Below are 18,952 nucleotides of genomic sequence, written 5' to 3'. Positions count from 1 at the left end.
AGACTGCCCCTGGGCGTCGCGTGAACAACCATGGTCTGACGAGGTCAGCGCGGGTACCCCCTAACCCCCCTAGCCGCCGCGGCAGTGGAACGACCTCGGCCGCGCGAGCTTTGTGGGGTGTCGGTGTCGCAGCCGTACTGCGAGCATGGTCCGCGAAAGCCCGACCGGTGCGGCTCGCTGGTCGCCCATGGCAGACGAGCGAAGGGACGGCAACGTGACTGCCGAGGTGCTGAGAAACACACAAAAGCCGCAGGGGGCGTCGGCATTTATTTTCAACCAGACCGCGCCGGGGCCAGTAACACCATGGAGCTGGGCGGAGCATTTACTCGAGTCGGCGTCCACGTACTGGCTGGTCACCACCAGCCCGGACGGTGACCCGCACAGTAGGCCCATGTGGGGTCTCTGGCGGCGGGACAATTTCTGGTTCTCGAGCCAGAACCGCTGCGGTGGATTCCTGGAGGTCAACCCGCGGGCCTCGGTGAATTTGCAGGTCGGCGAAGACGTGGTGATGGTCGAGGGCAGTTGCTCCCGGGTGATCGGGGTCGACGACATCAGCGTGCTCGCCGAAGGCGTGGGGGTGAAGTACGACTGGGAACTCACGGTTAGCGAGGATCGTGTCCACACGCGTTTCGGCCAGAGCGCGCCGGTGTTTCGGCTGACTCCCGAACGGGTCTACGGCTGGGCGGGTATTGCCGGCTGGGAGTCCGCGACGAGATGGGACTTTCCTCGGTCCCAGGAAACTGGAATGGCTACGCAACAAACCGGCCGATAGGGGTTCGACGTTCCAAGCCCGAACTCGGGCGTGAATGCGGCCGTCCCGCCTCGCGGGCACGCCGAGATACGAGACAGCCCTCAGCTGGTCGTCGATGACCGGCCCGTACACCGAACGAAGATCGTCTCAGAGTTCGTCGCCTGCACCGTGGGCTGCCCTTGGTGCCTCCTGGAACCGCTGGTCGACGAGGGCGATGCACCTGGATGCGGGGCATGACGTATCCGGTATTCGACGGTGGTTGTGCAGCTGGGCCGCCGTCGCCGAATTGCGTGAGGTACTCGACGCAGTAGCGGCCCAGCCGATAGGAATCACGCGCGTTAGTTGTGTCAGACCTTCGCACCGGTGGGCCTCTGGCAACTCACCGCAACTCAACTTGTCTGATGCTCGCTGCGTAACCCAAAGACGCAATTTGAGAATTGGAAGGGGCGATCCGGGTGGACGTCCGGGACCACACTGGCGAAATTGCGGTGGTTGGCATGTCCTGCCGTTTCCCCGGCGCCGACGGGCCCCAGCAACTGTGGCGGCTGCTGGCCGAGGGACGTCATGCGATCATCGAGCGCCCGCCTGGACGTGGTGCCTTGAACCGGACAGTCGCGCCTCCCTGGGGTGGATTCCTCGACGCCGTCGACGAGTTCGACGCCGAGTTCTTCGGTATCGCCGCCCGCGAGGCGGCGTTCGTCGACCCACAGCAGCGACTCGTACTGGAGCTGGGGTGGGAGGCGCTCGAGGACGCGGGGATCGTGCCGGACAGCGTGCGCGGCGGCCGACTCGGTGTCTTCGTGGGTGTCTTCGCCGACGACTACGCCCATCTCGTGCACCGCAACGGTTCTACGGCAGCGTCGCAGTACACCTACCCTGGTATCGAACGTGCGGTGATCGCCAACCGGCTTTCTCACTTCCTGGATGCACATGGGCCCAGTGTGAGTATCGACAGCGCGCAATCGTCATCGCTGGTCGCCGTTCATCTGGCCTGCCAGAGTTTGCTTACCGGCGAGTCGGACGTCGTCGTCGCGGGCGGGGTGCAGCTCAACCTGCTGCCGGAGTCCTGGGACATCGCAGACCGTTGGGGGCCGTTGTCGCCAGACGGCCGTTGCTACACCTTCGATGCTCGTGCGAATGGCTATGTGCCAGGCGAGGGTGGCGGCTTGGTCGTGCTCAAGAGGCTCGACAGCGCCCTGGCCGACGGCGATACCGTGCAATGCCTGATTCTCGGGAGCGCGGTAAATCACGACGGCAACGGTCGTGCGCTGACCCGGCCCAACGAGGCCGCGCAACGGGACGTCCTGCGCCGGGCTCATGAGCGCGCTCGAATCAGTGCCACGCAACTTCAATACGTGGAGTTGCACGGAACGGGAACGCCCGCCGGTGACCCTGTCGAGGCCTCCGCTCTCGGCGCTGTTCTGGGCTCTGCCCGCCCGCGAACGCAACCGCTGCTCGTCGGATCGGTCAAAACGAATGTGGGGCATCTGGGGGCGGCAGCGGGGATCGCCGGCCTGATCAAAGTGGCAATGGCGATTCGCCACCGCGAACTGCCTGCCAGTCTCAACTTCGAGCGGGCGAACCCGGATATCGCTCTGGACGAGCTCAATCTTCGGGTTCAGCAGAGCCATGGTCCGTGGGAAGCGCCCGATCGTCCGTTGATTGCCGGCGTCAGTTCCTTCGGAATGGGTGGCACGAACTGTCACCTGGTCATCGGTGATGCGCCACCCGCCCCGATCACCTCGGGCGGGAAACTTGAGACCGGTGAGGCGGAGTCCGGGCGGTCACCCGCGGTGTTGCCGTTTGTGTTGTCGGGGCGCGGGTTGGGGGCGTTGGCTGGTCAGGCTGCTCGTTTGCGGTCGTTTGTGGTGGAGCGGCCGGATGTGGCTTTGGCGGATGTCGGGTTTTCGTTGGTGGCTGATCGTGCGGTTCATGGGGATCGGGCGGTGGTGGTTGCTTCGGGGCGGGAGCAGTTGCTGGATCGTTTGGCGGTTCTTGCCGAGGGGGAGACCGCGGCGGGGTGTGTGTCTGGTGTGGTGGGTCGGGGTCGGGTGGCGGTGGTGTTCACCGGTCAGGGTTCGCAGCGGGTCGGGATGGGTCGTGAGTTGTATCGGCGGTTCCCGGTGTTCGCGGCGGCTTTTGATGAGGTGTGTGAGTTGCTGGATCCGTTGGTGCGGGTGGTTGTGTTCGGTGAGGACGGTGATGCGGGCTGGTTGGATTTGACGGAGTTCGCGCAGCCGGCGTTGTTCGCTGTTGAGGTGGCGTTGTTTCGGTTGTTCGGGTCGTGGGGTGTGGTTCCGGATTTTGTGACGGGTCATTCGGTGGGGGAGATTTCGGCGGCGTATGTGTCGGGGGTGTTGTCGCTGGCGGATGCGTGTCGGTTGGTGACTGCGCGGGGTCGGTTGATGCAGAAGCTCGCACCCGGTGGGGTGATGGTGGCGGTCGCGGCTGGTGAGGGTGTGGTGGGGCCGTTGGTGGCTGAGCTGGGTGGTGGGGTGTCGATCGCGGCGGTGAACAGTCCGTCGTCGGTGGTGGTGTCGGGGGTCGAGTCCGCGGTGGAGCGGGTGGTGGGGCGGCTGGTTGAGCTCGGTTGCCGGACGAGGCGGCTGGTGGTGAGTCATGCGTTTCATTCGTCGTTGATGGAGCCGATGCTGGACGATTTCGCTGCGGTGGTGGCGGGGTTGTCGTTTCAGGCTCCGCGTATTGCGATGGTGAATGAGGAGATCTCGGATCCGGGTTATTGGGTGCGGCATGTGCGTGACACGGTGCGATTCGCCGACACGATTGGGCAGTTGCATGATCGTGGTGTGACCCGGTTTGTGGAGTTGGGTCCGGATGCGGTGTTGACCGGGTTGGTGCGGGAGTGTTTGGACGGGCGTGATGTCACGGTGGTGCCGAGTTTGCGGCATGGTCGTGACGAGGTCGAGTCGGTGTTGACGGGGTTGGGTGGGCTGTTCGCCGCCGGGGTGGTGGTGAACTGGTCGGAGTTGTTTGCCGGGACCGGCGCGCGACGCACCGAGCTGCCTACCTACGCCTTCCAACGCCAGCACTACTGGCTGGACATGATGATGGACGACGAGAAGACGTCGGTAGCGACCTCGGGTCCGGTGAGTGAGCTGCGCGGGCTCGACGAAACCGAGCGCAGGCAGCGGTTGACGGAGCTGGCTCGCGCGCACATCACGGCCACGCTCGGCAGCGGCGTGGTCAGTGAGATCGCACTTGGTCAGACGTTCCGGGATCTGGGCTTCGATTCTTTGATGTCCGCCGAACTGCGGGACAGACTCTCGCACGCCCTGAAAGTTCCGCTGCCGAGTTCGGTGATCTTTGATTACCCCACTCCCGCTGTTCTCATTGAGCACCTGCAATCAGTGGTGTCGGGCAGAGATGTGGACGTGCGGGATCAGGTTGTGCCGGTTGTCGATGCCGATGATCCGGTGGTGATTGTGGGGATGGCGTGTCGTTTTCCGGGTGGGGTGGGTTCTCCGGAGGATTTGTGGGATTTGGTTGTCGGGGGTGGGGACGGTGTTTCTGGTTTTCCGGTGTCGCGTGGTTGGGATGTGGGGGGTTTGTATCACGTGGATCCGGATCATCCGGGGACGACGTATGCGCGTGGTGGTGGGTTTTTGCATGATGCGGGTGAGTTTGATGCCGGTTTTTTTGGGATTTCGCCGCGTGAGGCGACGGCGATGGATCCGCAGCAGCGGTTGTTGCTGGAGGTTGCTTGGGAGGCTTTCGAGCGGGCGGGTATTGACGCGGACTCGCTGCGCGGCACCCAGACCGGCGTGCTGGTAGGCGCAACGCCGCATGGCTACGGCGCGGCGGGACCCGACGCCGGCGGATACCTCTTCACCGGTACTACACCCGGGGTTCTGTCCGGGCGAATCGCGTACCAGCTCGGATTCGAGGGACCCGCGATGACGGTGGACACGGCCTGTTCGTCGTCGTTGGTGGCGCTGCACCTGGCGGCGCAGGCACTGCGGGCGGGCGAGTGTTCGCTCGCGCTGGCCGGCGGTGTCACGGTCATGGCCACTCCCATGATCCTCACGGAGTTCGCGCGGCAGCGTGGATTATCTCCGGATGGCCGGTGTCGGTCGTTCGGCGCGGGCGCGGACGGCACGGGGTGGTCCGAGGGCGTGGGTTTGCTGGTGCTGGAACGGTTGTCTGATGCGCGGCGCAACGGGCGCAGGGTGCTCGCGGTGGTGGCGGGTTCGGCCGTGAACCAGGACGGGGCCTCGAACGGGCTGACGGCCCCCAACGGCCCATCGCAGCAGCGGGTGATCCGTCAGGCGTTGGCCAGTGCTGGGCTGCGGGCCGCCGAGGTCGACGTGGTGGAGGGCCATGGCACGGGCACTCGACTCGGGGACCCGATCGAAGCACAGGCTCTACTGGCGACGTACGGGCGGGAGCACACCGGCGGCTCACCCCTGTGGCTCGGATCGGTGAAATCGAATATCGGACATCCGCAGGCGGCAGCGGGCGTTGCCGGGGTCATCAAGATGGTGATGGCGATGCGGCACCAGTTGCTGCCGAGAACGCTGTTCGCCGAGGACCCCTCAACCGAGGTGGACTGGTCTTCCGGTGGAGTGGCGTTACTGAGCCAGTCGCGGGAATGGCCGGATGCGGACCGGCCTCGGCGAGCGGGAGTGTCCTCGTTCGGCATCAGCGGAACAAATGCGCACGTCATCCTGCAGCAGCCGTCGGATGAACCATCGATGGCGGGTCGGCGGCCAACGCTGACAACCACGCCGGATTCTCCGGTGTTGCCGTTTGTGTTGTCGGCTCGTGGTTTGGGGGCGTTGGCTGGTCAGGCTGCTCGTTTGCGGTCGTTTGTGGTGGAGCGGCCGGATGTGGCTTTGGCGGATGTCGGGTTTTCGTTGGTGGCTGATCGTGCGGTTCATGGGGATCGGGCGGTGGTGGTTGCTTCGGGGCGGGAGCAGTTGCTGGATCGTTTGGCGGTTCTTGCCGAGGGGGAGACCGCGGCGGGGTGTGTGTCTGGTGTGGCGGGTCGGGGCCGGGTGGCGGTGGTGTTTACCGGTCAGGGTTCGCAGCGGGTGGGGATGGGTCGGGAGTTGTATGGGCGGTTCCCGGTGTTTGCGGATGTTTTTGATGAGGTGTGCGGGTTGCTGGACCCGTTGGTGCGGGTGGTTGTGTTCGGTGAGGACGGTGATGCGGGCTGGTTGGATTTGACGGAGTTCGCGCAGCCGGCGTTGTTCGCTGTTGAGGTGGCGTTGTTTCGGTTGTTCGGGTCGTGGGGTGTGGTTCCGGATTTTGTGACGGGTCATTCGGTGGGGGAGATTTCGGCGGCGTATGTGTCGGGGGTGTTGTCGCTGGCGGATGCGTGTCGGTTGGTGACTGCGCGGGGTCGGTTGATGCAGAAGCTCGCACCCGGTGGGGTGATGGTGGCGGTCGCGGCTGGTGAGGGTGTGGTGGGGCCGTTGGTGGCTGAGCTGGGTGGTGGGGTGTCGATCGCGGCGGTGAACAGTCCGTCGTCGGTGGTGGTGTCGGGGGTCGAGTCCGCGGTGGAGCGGGTGGTGGGGCGGCTGGTTGAGCTCGGTTGCCGGACGAGGCGGCTGGTGGTGAGTCATGCGTTTCATTCGTCGTTGATGGAGCCGATGCTGGACGATTTCGCTGCGGTGGTGGCGGGGTTGTCGTTTCAGGCTCCGCGTATTGCGATGGTGAATGAGGAGATCTCGGATCCGGGTTATTGGGTGCGGCATGTGCGTGACACGGTGCGATTCGCCGACACGATTGGGCAGTTGCATGATCGTGGTGTGACCCGGTTTGTGGAGTTGGGTCCGGACGCGGTGTTGACCGGGTTGATACGGGAATGCCTGGACGGCCACGACATCACCGCCGTGCCCAGCCTGCGACACGGCCACGACGAAATCGAATCAGTACTGACCGGGTTGGGTGGCCTATTCGCCGCCGGAGTCGCAGTCGACTGGCCAGAACTATTCACCGACGCCCATCACACCGCACTACCCACCTATTCTTTCCAGCACCAACACTACTGGCTGGATACGCCCTCCCTCCCGGAGACCGATCTCGCCGCCGTCGGCCTGAAGCCGGTCGAACATCCGTTCCTGCGCGCCGAGATGCCGGTGGGCGATACCGGCGCGCTCGTACTGACCGGCCGGCTGTCCGTGGACCAGCACCCGTGGCTGGCCGACCACGTGGTGTCGGGCACTGCGATCCTGCCCGGAACCGGATTTCTGGCCTTGGCTCTGCACGCCGCGCGGCGCACCGGTGCCGACCTGGTGCAAGAACTCGTCGTGCACGCCCCTCTGGCCGTGCCGGAGCACCTCGACACCGAGCTCCAGCTGGTGATCGATGCGCCGGACGACACCGGTCGCCGTGCGTTGCGCGTGCTGTCCCGGGTGGGAGACACCGCCGGGGACGGCACCTGGATCCGGCACGCCGAAGGTGCCGTTGTCCCGCCGGTCGGATCGACGTCGGAAACCGGCTGGAACGGCGAGGCCGATCCCGGGGCCCGGCCCATCGCCATCACCACCGCGTACGCGGAGCTCACTCGCCGGGGGTACGACTACGGACCGGCGTTCCGAGGACTGCGAACCCTCCGCCGCGGCGACGACGTGGCCTTCGCCGACATCGAACTGGGTGAGGCGGCGGGACACGGGGACCCGGTGTTCGACCTGCATCCCGTCCTCCTGGACGCTGCCGTCCAGGCCGCGCTGGTCGGTCTGTTCGAGACCGCGGACGAGACCTTGGTGCCGTTCGCGTGGAGTGGTGTCACGGTGCACACCGTGGTCCCACCGGCTTTGCGGGCCCGCATCACGAGAACCGGTGCCGATTCGGTGGCCATCATGCTCACCGACCCCGAAGGCACCCTGGTCGCGTCGATCGACTCGCTGGTGTTGAGGCCTGCGTCCGACGTCGCGTCGGCAGATCACCGCGAGGCGGCGCTGTTCCGGTTGTCGTGGCTGCCGAAGGACGTCGGCGCCCGCCCCAGCACCGCTCACTGGGCCATGGTGGGGGAGGACCCGCACGACCTCGGTGCCGAGGTGGTGGGCGAAAGCTCACCGCTCGACCGGTACGCGGATCTCTCCGCGCTGCGGGTCGCGGTGGCGGCCGGGGTCCCGGCGCCGTCCACGGTGATCACCGTGCTCCCCCCGACCGACGTTGCAGACTTCGGCGGCGTGCACCGCATGCTGCACCTGGTACAGGACTGGCTGGCCGATGAGACGATGGCCGCCGCGCAACTGGTCGTCGTCACCACCGGCGCCGTCGGCACGGGGGACAACGGGCGCGTCGATCTCGACAACGCGCCGGTCTGGGGTCTTCTGCGTGCCGCGCAGTCCGAGCACCCAGACCGCATAGTGCTCATCGACGTGGCCCCGGGCGGTGCGGGAGCCCGACGGCTCGCCGCCGCGGTAGCCACGGGGGAGCCGCAGCTGGCTCTGTCCGCCGAGGTCGTCCGTGTCCCGCGCCTCACTCGCCTAGACGAGGATTCCCGCTCGCACCACGCCGCCGAGAAGTCGTTGCCGGAGCGCGGAACCGTGCTGCTGACCGGGGCGTTCGGCCGACTCGGTCGGTTACTCGCGCGGCACCTGGCCACTGAGCACGCGGTGACGAACATGCTGCTGGTCAGCAGGAGCGGCCCCGTCACGCCCGAGGCGCGCGCCTTGGTGGCCGAGCTGACCGCGCTGGGTCTGGAAGTGCGAGCCGAGGCCTGCGATGTCGCCGACCGCGCCGAGCTCGCCGCGTTGCTCCGCGGGTTGCCTGCCGATCGACCGCTCACCGCGGTGGTCCACGCGGCAGGCGTGCTCGACGACGGCGTGTTCACCGAGCTGAGTCCGCAACGCCTTGACGCGGTCATGGGCCCCAAGGCGGTGGCCGCCCAGAACCTGCACGAGCTCACCGTCGACATGCCGCTATCGGCGTTCGTGCTGTATTCCTCCATCTCGGGCCTGATCGGCGCGCCGGGCCAGGCCAACTACGCTGCCGCCAACACCTATCTCGACGCGCTCGCCCACCATCGCGCCCAGCACGGACTGCCAGCGACGTCGCTGGCGTGGGGAATGTGGGATCAGCAGGGCGGGATGGCGGCGGCGCTCAGGCCCGGCGACCTCGACCGGATGGCTCGCTCCGGAGTGGCGACGCTGTCCGAAGCCGAGGGCCTCGCACTCTTCGATGCCGCGGTTCGGCGCGGCGAGCCTCTGCTCGTGCCGCTGCGGCTGGACAAGGCGTCCGCTTCCGAGGGCGAGAATGTGCACCCGCTGCTCCGTGAACTGATCACTGTCGCACCGCGGCGAGCTCGCCCGGCGGCCGTACCGGGCCGTTCGGACGGGCCGCGCCTCACCGGCGAGGACGTGACGTCCCAGCCTGCGCGACTGCTGGAGCTGGTGCGCGCAGAGGCAGGACGAGTGCTCGGTTACCACGGGCGCGACTCGATCGGTATCGACCGCACCTTCAAGGAATTCGGACTCGACTCGCTCACCGCCGTCGAGCTGCGCAACCGGCTCAACGCGATCACTGGACTGCGCTTGTCCACCACGGCCGTGTTCGACTATCCGACCCCACGGGCCCTTGTCGACCACTTGATCGGCGAGTTCACCACGAGCGATGAGACACCGAAAACGACCAGTTCACCGACTGCTGATGTCGATGATCCGGTGGTGATTGTGGGGATGGCGTGTCGTTTTCCGGGTGGGGTGGGTTCTCCGGAGGATTTGTGGGATTTGGTTGTTGAGGGTGGGGACGGTGTTTCTGGTTTTCCGGTGTCGCGTGGTTGGGATGTGGGGGGTTTGTATCATCCGGATCCGGATCATCCGGGGACGACGTATGCGCGTGGTGGCGGGTTTTTGCATGATGCGGGTGAGTTTGATGCCGGTTTTTTTGGGATTTCGCCGCGTGAGGCGACGGCGATGGATCCGCAGCAGCGGTTGTTGCTGGAGGTTGCTTGGGAGGCTTTCGAGCGGGCGGGTATCGACGCGGACTCACTGCGCGGCACCCAGACCGGGGTGTTCTCCGGTGTCATGTACCACGATTACGCGCCCGCGCTGGACCTGGTTCCGGACCAGCTCAGCGGAGCGGTTCTGACCGGTAGCGCGGGCAGCGTGCTCTCCGGGCGGGTGGCGTACCAGTTCGGCCTGGAGGGGCCTGCCATCTCGGTCGACACCGCGTGCTCGTCGTCGCTGGTGGCACTCCACCTGGCCGCACAAGCACTGCGGTCGGGCGAGTGTTCGCTCGCGCTGGCCGGCGGGGTCACGGTGATGTCCACCCCGATGACGTTCGTCGACCTGGGTCACCAGCGAGCCCTTTCCCCGGACGGCCGGTGCCGCGCATTCGGCGCGGGCGCGGACGGCACCGGCTGGGCTGAGGGTGTCGGCCTCGTGGTGCTCGAACGATTGTCGGACGCACGCAGACAAGGCCACGAGGTACTCGCGGTGCTCAAGGGCTCCTCGGTGAACTCCGATGGCGCGTCGAATGGGCTGACCGCGCCGAACGGGCCTTCTCAACAGCGAGTGATTCGCCAGGCGCTGGCCAACGCCGCGCTGACGGCAGCTGACGTCGATGCGGTGGAGGGGCACGGCACCGGCACGCGACTGGGGGACCCGATCGAGGCGCAGGCACTGCTGGCCACCTACGGGCGGGCACACACGGCCGAAGTGCCGCTGTGGCTGGGGTCGTTGAAGTCGAACATCGGGCACACCCAGGCCGCCGCCGGGGTTGGTGGCGTCATCAAGATGGTGATGGCGATGCGGCACGGCATTCTGCCGAGGACGTTGCACGCCGAGCAGCCTTCGCCCTTCATCGACTGGTCGCAGGGGGCCGTCGTTCTGCTCGACCGGAACCAGGACTGGCCGAGGACGGGTCGGCCCCGCCGGGCCGGTGTTTCCTCGTTCGGTATCAGTGGCACGAACGCGCACGTCGTCCTCGAGCAGGCGCCGGAGCAGCCGGCGGCCCGGCAGTCGGACGCCGTGACGCGGCTCGGAGTCTCCGCCTTCCCGGTGTCGGGCCGGGGATCGGCCGCGTTGGCAGGCCAGGCAACCCGGTTGCGGGCCGTGCTGGCCGACTCACCGGACATCGATGTAGCCAGGTTCGGCGCGGCACTGGCCAACGGCGGGTCCCCGCACTCTCACCGAGCGGTGATCATCGCGGAGAACCGCGATGAGCTGCTGGCCGGTCTTGACGCGATCGTGGCCGGGCAAGCGGACAGTTCGGCCCTCGTGGTGGCGGGAGCCGGTGAAGCCGACCTTGACGGCCCGGTCTTCGTCTTCCCCGGGCAGGGTGGTCAGTGGCTCGGGATGGGCATCGAGCTGTGGGAGCTCAGCCCGACATTCGCGGAGCTGATGGAGACCTGCGACGAGGCGCTGGCGCCCTACGTCGACTGGGACGGTTTCTCGCTGCGGGACGTGCTCGCCGGGGTCCCAGGTGCGCCGAGCCTCGACCGGGACGACGTCGTCCAGCCGGCGGTGTTCGCGGTCGGGGTCGCGTTGTCCCGGCTGTGGGCATCTCTCGGCGTTCGGCCCTCGGCTGTCGTCGGGCATTCCCAGGGTGAGTTCGCTGCCGCGGTGGCGGCGGAGGCGTTGTCGCTGACCGAGGGCGCGCGCGTCGTGGCTCTGCGATCTCGGGTGCTTCGGCGGCTGGCGACCCACGGCGGCATGGGCTGGGTGAACCGGTCGGCGGACGAGGTGCGCGAACGCCTGGCCGATTATCCTCAGCTCGGCGTCGCCGCGGTGAACGGACCACTGTCCACTGTGGTCTCCGGGGCCACCGCCGAGCTGGCTCGATTCCTTGCGGTCTGGGAGTCCGAGGGAGCGCGGGTCCGGCGCGTGCCGATCAACTACGCGTCGCATTCAGCGGTGGTGGAGAGCATTCGGGCCGAGCTGGCCGACACGCTGGGTGTGGTCGAGTGCTCCGACGGTACGGTTCCGTTCTACTCGACGGTGACCGGCTCGTTGCTCGGCGGCCGGAAGCTGGACGCCGACTACTGGTACCGGAATCTGCGCGAGATGGTGCGTTTCGAGGACGTGGTCGATCAGCTGCTCAGCGGCGGGCACCGATCGTTTCATGAAGTGGGCGCGCACCCGGTGCTCGTCACTTCGATACAGGAGCTCGCCGAGGCCAAGGCGACGTCGGTCACGACGGTCGGCTCACTGCGTCGCGGCCACGGCGGCGCGCGGGAATTCCTGCGCAACGCTGCCGAGGCATTCGTGGGTGGCGTCGACGTGCGGTGGTCCGGCCTGTTCCCCTCGGGGCAGCGGCCGGTGCGGCTGCCCACCTACGCCTTCCAGCACACCCACTACTGGATCGAGACGCTGCCCCACCGCTCGACCCGGGGCACCGAAATCGACACCCGGTTCTGGAAGATGGTCGACCAGGGCGACCTCGAAGGATTGACCACGGCGCTGGCCATCTCGGACGACACCGGCCGGTCCTCACTGGGCAACGTGCTTCCGGCCCTGTCCTCGTGGCGGGAGCGCAGCCAGCAGCAGGCGACGCTGGCCAGCTGGCAGTACCGCGTCACCTGGCGCCTCACCGAAGGATCGGATCGACCGCTCACTGGCCGATGGCTGGTCGTGTGTCCGGCGGACATCGCTGAGCCGACGTGGCTCGAGCAGGCCATCGCGGCGCTGACAGCTCGAGGGGCCCAGATCAGCCGGGTAGCTGTTCCCCGAGAGTCGGACGTCGAGGCGCTCAGTCACCAGCTGGTCATGGCGTTGGACGGCCAACGGGCCGGGAGCGTGTTGTCGTTGCTGGCCTTGGATACAGCGGGGGCCACCGACGCCGTATCCGTGCCGGTCGGCCTGCGCGGCACGCTCGCGTTGGTGCGGGCGGTGAGCACGCTGGGCCTGTCGACCCCGATCTGGTGCGTGACCCAGGATGCGGTCGCTGTCCGGCCGGGAGACTCCGTCACCCAGCCACGGCAGGCCGCGCTGTGGGGGTTCGCCCGGCATGCGGGGTTGGAACAACCCGGCCTGTGGGGTGGCGTCGTCGACCTACCACGCGAGGTCGGCCACGCGGACCTCGCGGCGCTGGCCGGGGCGCTCGGAGCTGGCGAGAGCGAGCTGGCGGTGCGGGACGGCACGGTGTTCTGCCGCCGACTGACCCGGGTCACCGCACCCGCGCCTCGGACGCCTCAGCCGATCGAGCGCAGCGCTCTGGTCACCGGCGGCACCGGCGCACTCGGGGCGGAGGTGGCGCGCTGGCTCGTGGCGCGTGGCGCGCGGCACCTGGTGCTGGCCAGCCGTCGTGGCCCGGCCGCACCTGGCGCTGCCGAGCTGGCCGCCGAGCTGGCCGAACAGGGTGCCTCGGTGTCGGTGGTCGCCTGCGACGTGGCCGAGCGGGCGCAGCTCGCCGAGCTGCTGGCCAGCTGGCCGGTCGAGCATCCGCTGACCACGGTCGTGCACACCGCGGGTGTGCTCGATGACGGCATCATCGACCGGCTCACCCCGGAACGCTTCGAGCGGGTGTTCCGCCCGAAGGTGGCCGCTGCCTGGAACCTGCACGAGCTGACGAGGGACCACGACCTCGTCGACTTCGTCCTGTTCTCGTCGTTCGTCGGCACGGTCGGCCCGGCCGGCCAGGCCAACTACGCCGCCGCGAACAGCTCGTTGGACGCACTGGCCGCGCACCGCAGGGCTCTCGGTCTGACCGGGACGTCCATCGCCTGGGGACTCTGGCAAGGCCCAGGGCTCGCCGACCGCGACGGAGTGGAGCAGCAGCTGGCGGCCCGCGGCCTGCGCGCGATGGACCCCCGCGGCGCCATCCAGGCCATGGACCAGGTGATCGACCGCGATGAGACGGCCGTGGTCGTGGTGGATGTCGAGTGGTCCTCGTTCGCCACCGAGCTCGTCGGCACCCGATCGGTATCGCTCCTTGCCGAACTGCTCCCGGCGAGTGGAACCGACCCCGGACGGTCGGCGGAAGGAGCGGCCGACACCGCTGTGCGTGAGCGGCTCGCGGGCCTGCCCGCCACTGAGCGGGCGTATTCGCTCACCGAACTCGTCCGGGCCACGGTGGCGGCCGTGCTCGGACACACCGACGTCAGCTCGGTCGAGTCAGGGCGCAGTTTCCAGGAGATCGGTTTCGACTCGCTCACTTCATTGCGGCTTCGAAACCGGCTCGGCGCGGAGACCGGCCTGCAGCTACCGGCCACGCTGGTCTTCGATTACCCGACCCCCGCCTCGGTCGCCGAACTGGTGCACTCCGAGCTGTTCGGCGAGGACACCGGGACCCACGAGAGCGACACCGGTGAGGGCGTCGACGACGCCGGGTTGAAACAGATCATCGACCGCATTCCGCTCGCCTCGTTGCGACGGGCGGGGCTGGTGGACGCTCTGCTCCGGTTGGCCGACAGCGCTCCCGGGGTCGAACCGGTTGACAGCTCCGCGTCCACCACCGCGATCGACTCGATGGACATGGCTGATCTCATTCGCGCTGCGTACGGCCGGACCGATGCGGTGACATCCGGGGCGTTGCCCGGGGCCGGGGGCTCCGCCACCCGGACCCCCGAAGGCGTTGAGAGCGACCAGCCGGAGGGACCGACCTCATGACCGCCACGTCCATGAACGAGCTCGTTGACGCGCTGCGCAACGCACTCAAGGAGAACGAGCGAATCCGGCAGCGACTCGGCGAGGTCGAGGCGCGGGACCGGGAGCCGATCGCCATCGTCGGCATGGCCTGCCGCTACCCGGGCGACGCCGACAGTCCCGAAGCCCTGTGGCAGCTCGTGGCCGACGGTACCGACGCGGTGTCCGGCCTCCCGGCCGACCGCGACTGGAACCTGGGCGAGCTCTACGATCCCGACCCCGCGAAGGTGGGCCGGACCTACTCCCGGGGCGGCGGTTTCCTGCGGTCGCCGTACCTGTTCGACCATGATTTCTTCGCCATCCCCCCGCGCGAAGCGACCGTGATGGACCCGCATCAACGGCTGCTCCTGGAGACCTCGTGGGAGGCTCTGGAACGAGCGGGGATCAGCGCCGACGCGGTACGGGGAAGCCAGACCGGCGTGTACGTCGGCGTCAGCTACCAGGACTACATCTCGCTGCGCACCGTGCCGTCCATCTACGAGGGCTACGTGCTCACCGGCAACATCGCCAGCGTCGTCTCCGGACGGCTGTCCTATGCGTTCGGTCTGCAAGGGCCCGCGGTCACCGTGGACACGGCGTGCTCCTCCTCGCTGGTCGCGCTGCACCTGGCCACCCAGGCGCTGCGCTCGCGGGAGTGCTCGCTCGCCCTGGTCGGCGGGGCGACGATCATGTCGGGCCCGGCTTCTCTGATCGAGTTCGCCCGGCAGCGCGGGATCGCCCCGGACGGCCGGTGCAAGGCCTTCGGCGACGAGGCCGACGGCATGGGCTGGGGGGAAGGTGTCGGCGTGCTCGTGGTCGAGCGGCTGTCCGACGCCCAGCGCAACGGCCACCAGGTGCTGGCCCTCGTGACGGGATCCGCCCTCAACTCCGACGGCGCCTCCAACGGCCTCACCGCGCCGAACGGCGCGGCCCAGCGCCAGGTGATCCGCGCCGCGCTGGCCAACGCCGGGGTGTCCTCGACCGACATCGACGCGGTCGAGGCGCATGGCACCGGCACCAGGTTGGGCGACCCGATCGAGGCACGGGCCCTGCTGGACACCTATGGCCGGGAGCGGACGGCGGACACGCCGTTGTGGATCGGATCGCTGAAGTCGAACATCGGGCACCCGCAGGCGGCGGCCGGTGTCGGCGGCGTGATCAAGATGGTCATGGCCATGCGCCACGGGGAGTTGCCAAGGACGCTGCACGCCCAGCGGCCGACATCCCACGTGGACTGGTCGGCGGGGACGGTCCGGCTCCTCAGCGACCCGCGGCGGTGGCCCGACCGGGACCGTCCCCGGCGCGCCGCGGTGTCGTCGTTCGGGATCAGCGGCACCAACGCCCACGTCATCCTGGAGCAGGCCCCCGCGGCCATCACGGCGGCGATGCGGCGGGGTAACACCGGTCCGTGGCCGTTCGTGGTGACCGGCAGGGGCGCCGCCGGGCTGCGCGGCCAGGGCGAGGAGCTGCGCTCCTTCGTCGAGCGTCACCCGGAGCTGGAGCCTGCCGACATCGGACGGAGCCTGGTCACTTCCCGCGCCGTGCTGGCCGACCGTGCGGTGGTCCTCGCCGGGGACAGGGCGGCCCTGCTGGCCGGTCTGGCCGCACTGGCCGACGGCACGGACAGTGCCGCGGTGCACGTCGGTCGGGCGGTGGAAGGCCGCCTGGCGATCGTCTTCACCGGTCAGGGCGCCCAGCGTGCCGGAATGGGGCGAGAGCTGGCGGCGCGGTACCCGGTGTTCGACGCGGCGCTGGACGAGGTCTGCGGAGTGATCGACGAGCTGCTGGGCCGGTCGCTGCGTGAGCTGATGTGGGCGGGTGGCCCGCCGCTGGACCGCACCGAATTCGCCCAGCCTGCGTTGTTCGCCTTCGAGGTCGCCCTGTTCCGGCTCGTCCGGTCGTGGGGCATCCGGCCCGAGTTCGTCGCCGGTCACTCGGTCGGCGAGATCAGCGCCGCGCACGTGGCCGGCGTGCTGTCCCTCACCGACGCCGGTCGCATGGTCGTGGCGCGCGGCCGGTTGATGCAGGCGCTACCGGAGGGCGGCGCCATGGTCGCGGTCAACGCCGCCCCGGATGTGGTGGCCCCGCTGGTCGCGGCCGCGGCTGGGGTGTCCGTGGCCGCGGTGAACAGCCCCGACTCGGTCGTGGTGTCCGGGGCGGAGGAACCGGTGGCCGAGGTCGTGGCCCGGCTGGCCGCCGCCGGCTACCGGACCCGTCGGCTCACGACCAGCCACGCGTTCCACTCGGCACTGATGGACCCGATGCTCGAGGACTTCCGGGCCGTCGTCGCCGGACTCACCTTCGGCGCGCCCGACATCCCGGTGGTGTCCACCCTGACCGGTGCCCTGGCCGACGCGGCCACGCTCGGCGAGCCCGAGCACTGGGTTCGGCAGGCACGCGAGCAGGTGCGCTTCGCCGACGGTGTGGCCACCCTGCACGAGCGAGGGGTCACCCGGTTCCTGGAGCTGGGACCGGACGCGGTGCTCTCGGCCATGATCCGGGACTGCCTGCCCACCGATCGGCGGGTGACGGCGGTGGCCGCCTCCCGCCGTGACCGACCCGAGGTCGTCGCCCTGCTCGCCGCGGCCGGTCGCCTCTTCACCGGCGGCGGCGAGGTGAGCTGGGCGGCGCTGTTCCCCGACGAGAGCCGGCGGGTCGACCTGCCGACCTACGCCTTCCAGCGGCATCGGCACTGGCTGCCGCGCGACGGCTCCGTCGCCCCGGCTCCCTCGGACACGCCCTCAGCCGTCGCGCCCGAGCCGAACACCGGCGCTCGGACCACGGACGTGCTGGCCGTCGTGGACCAGCGCCGGGTCATGAGTGATCTGGTGCGGACCTCGATCGCCTTGGTGCTGGGCCACGACTCGCCGGCCGCGGTCGACGTCGAGCGCACTTTCCAGGACCTGGGCTTCAGCTCACTGGCGGCGGTGGAGCTGCGGGACCGGCTGAACGCGGCGCTCGATCTCCGACTACCCGCCGCCGTGGCCTTCGACTACCCCACGCCCGCCGCCCTGGCGTCGTACCTGGTCGGGCTGGTGACCAACGCGGCTGACGAGGAACCCGGCACGGCCGTCCCCCTCGCCGCGTCCGCCACCGACCCGATCGTCGTGGTCGGCATGGCCTGCCGCTACCCGGGTGGCGTCGGCTCGCCGGAGCAGCTCTGGGAACTGGTGACGGGCGGGCGCGACGCGGTGTCGGGGCTGCCGACCGACCGGGGCTGGGACCTCGACACCTTGCTGCACCCGGATTCGACGCGGCAAGGCGCCACCCACGTGCGTGGCGGTGGCTTCCTCGACGATGTGGCGCAGTTCGACGCGCGGTTCTTCGGTATCTCGCCGCGCGAGGCGACCTCGATGGACCCTCAGCAGCGGCTGTTACTGGAACTGACCTGGGAGGCGTTGGAGCGGGCCGGGATCGACCCGAAGTCGTTGCGGGGCAGCCGGACCGGTGTGTTCGCCGGCACCAGTGACCAGGACTATGCGGACCTGCTCCTCGGCAGCGCCGAGCTGGCCGACGGTTACCTGCTCACCGGGACCTCCGCCTCGGTGCTCGCCGGGCGGGTCTCCTACCAGTTCGGCCTGGAGGGGCCCGCGTTGGTGGTCGATACGGCCTGCTCGTCATCGCTGGTGGCGATGCACCTTGCCGCGCAGGCGCTGCGTTCCGGAGAGTGCGGACTGGCGCTGGCCGGCGGGGTTACCGTCATGGCCACCCCGGTCGACCTGCAGGAGTTCGACAAGCAAGGGCTGTCCGCCGACGGCCGTTGCAAGGCGTTCGGCGCGGGCGCCGACGGGACTGGTTTCGCCGAGGGCGCCGGTCTGCTGGTGCTGGAGCGGCTCTCCGCTGCCCGCCAGAACGGCCACTCCGTGCTGGCCGTGCTCCGTGGCTCGGCGATCAACCAGGACGGCGCCTCCAACGGCCTCACCGCGCCCAACGGCCCTTCCCAGCAGCGGGTCGTTCGACAAGCACTGGCCAACGCCGGCGTGCGCCCCGACGAGGTGGACGCCGTGGACGGGCACGGCACGGGCACAGTGCTCGGCGACCCGATCGAGATCAAGGCGCTGCAGGCCGTGTACGGCCGGGACCGCGGGGAGAGTGCCCCCCTCTGGCTGGGCTCGCTCAAGTCCAACATCGGCCACTCCCAGGCAGCGGCCGGGGTCGGCAGTGTCATCAAGATGATCATGGCGATCCGGCACGGTCTGTTACCGAGGACCCTGCACGTGGACCGCCCCTCGGAGCACGTCGACTGGGAAAGCGGAACGGTCCGGCTGCTCGGCGAGGCCCGGCCGTGGCCGGCGACCGGGCGTCCCCGGCGGGCGGCGGTGTCGTCGTTCGGGGCGAGCGGGACCAATGCGCACGTCATCGTGGAGCAGGCTCCGGCCACCGAACCCGAGGTCGAACCGGCGGACCGGTCCCGCGCGCCGCGGGTGCTGCCGCTGCTGCTCAGCGGTCGCGGCGAAGCCGCGCTGCGCGGTCAGGCGGAGCGGTTGCGCGAGCACCTCCTGGTGCTCGGCGCCACCGGCCCGGCGGAGCTGGCCGACGTGGCGTTCTCGCTGGCCAGCACCCGCTCCTCGCTGGATCACCGGGCCGTGGTGCTCGGCGCCGACCTCGCCGAACTACTGTCCGGGCTGGATGACCTGGTCGCTGGCACCACCCCGGTAACCGCACC

At 69.0% G+C, this 18,952-nt stretch carries 2 protein-coding genes and 2 pseudogenes; all 4 read left to right on the top strand.

The genetic code is table 11. The features are described from left to right. Positions 1–145: 145 nt before the first annotated feature. The gene (locus QMK34_RS17040) at positions 146–772 is read left to right on the top strand and encodes a pyridoxamine 5'-phosphate oxidase family protein (protein ID WP_326414986.1); all 627 of its coding nucleotides are present in this window, start codon (positions 146–148) and stop codon (positions 770–772) included. 434 nt (positions 773–1,206) lie between these two features. Continuing rightward, complete coding sequence (locus QMK34_RS17035; protein WP_326414985.1) at positions 1,207–14,271, top strand: type I polyketide synthase; 13,065 nt, start codon at positions 1,207–1,209, stop codon at positions 14,269–14,271. After that, positions 14,268–14,351, top strand: a pseudogene (locus tag QMK34_RS47850) (polyketide synthase docking domain-containing protein); the annotation flags it as partial. The gene QMK34_RS17035 and the pseudogene QMK34_RS47850, both read left to right, overlap by 4 nt. After that, positions 14,334–18,935, top strand: a pseudogene (locus QMK34_RS17030) (beta-ketoacyl synthase N-terminal-like domain-containing protein); the annotation flags it as partial. The pseudogenes QMK34_RS47850 and QMK34_RS17030, both read left to right, overlap by 18 nt. Positions 18,936–18,952 lie beyond the last annotated feature (17 nt).

The sequence above is a fragment of the Amycolatopsis sp. H20-H5 genome (assembly GCF_035828755.1).
In the GTDB taxonomy this organism is placed as follows: Bacteria; Actinomycetota; Actinomycetes; order Mycobacteriales; family Pseudonocardiaceae; genus Amycolatopsis.
This window is presented reverse-complemented; position numbering and strand designations above follow the sequence as displayed.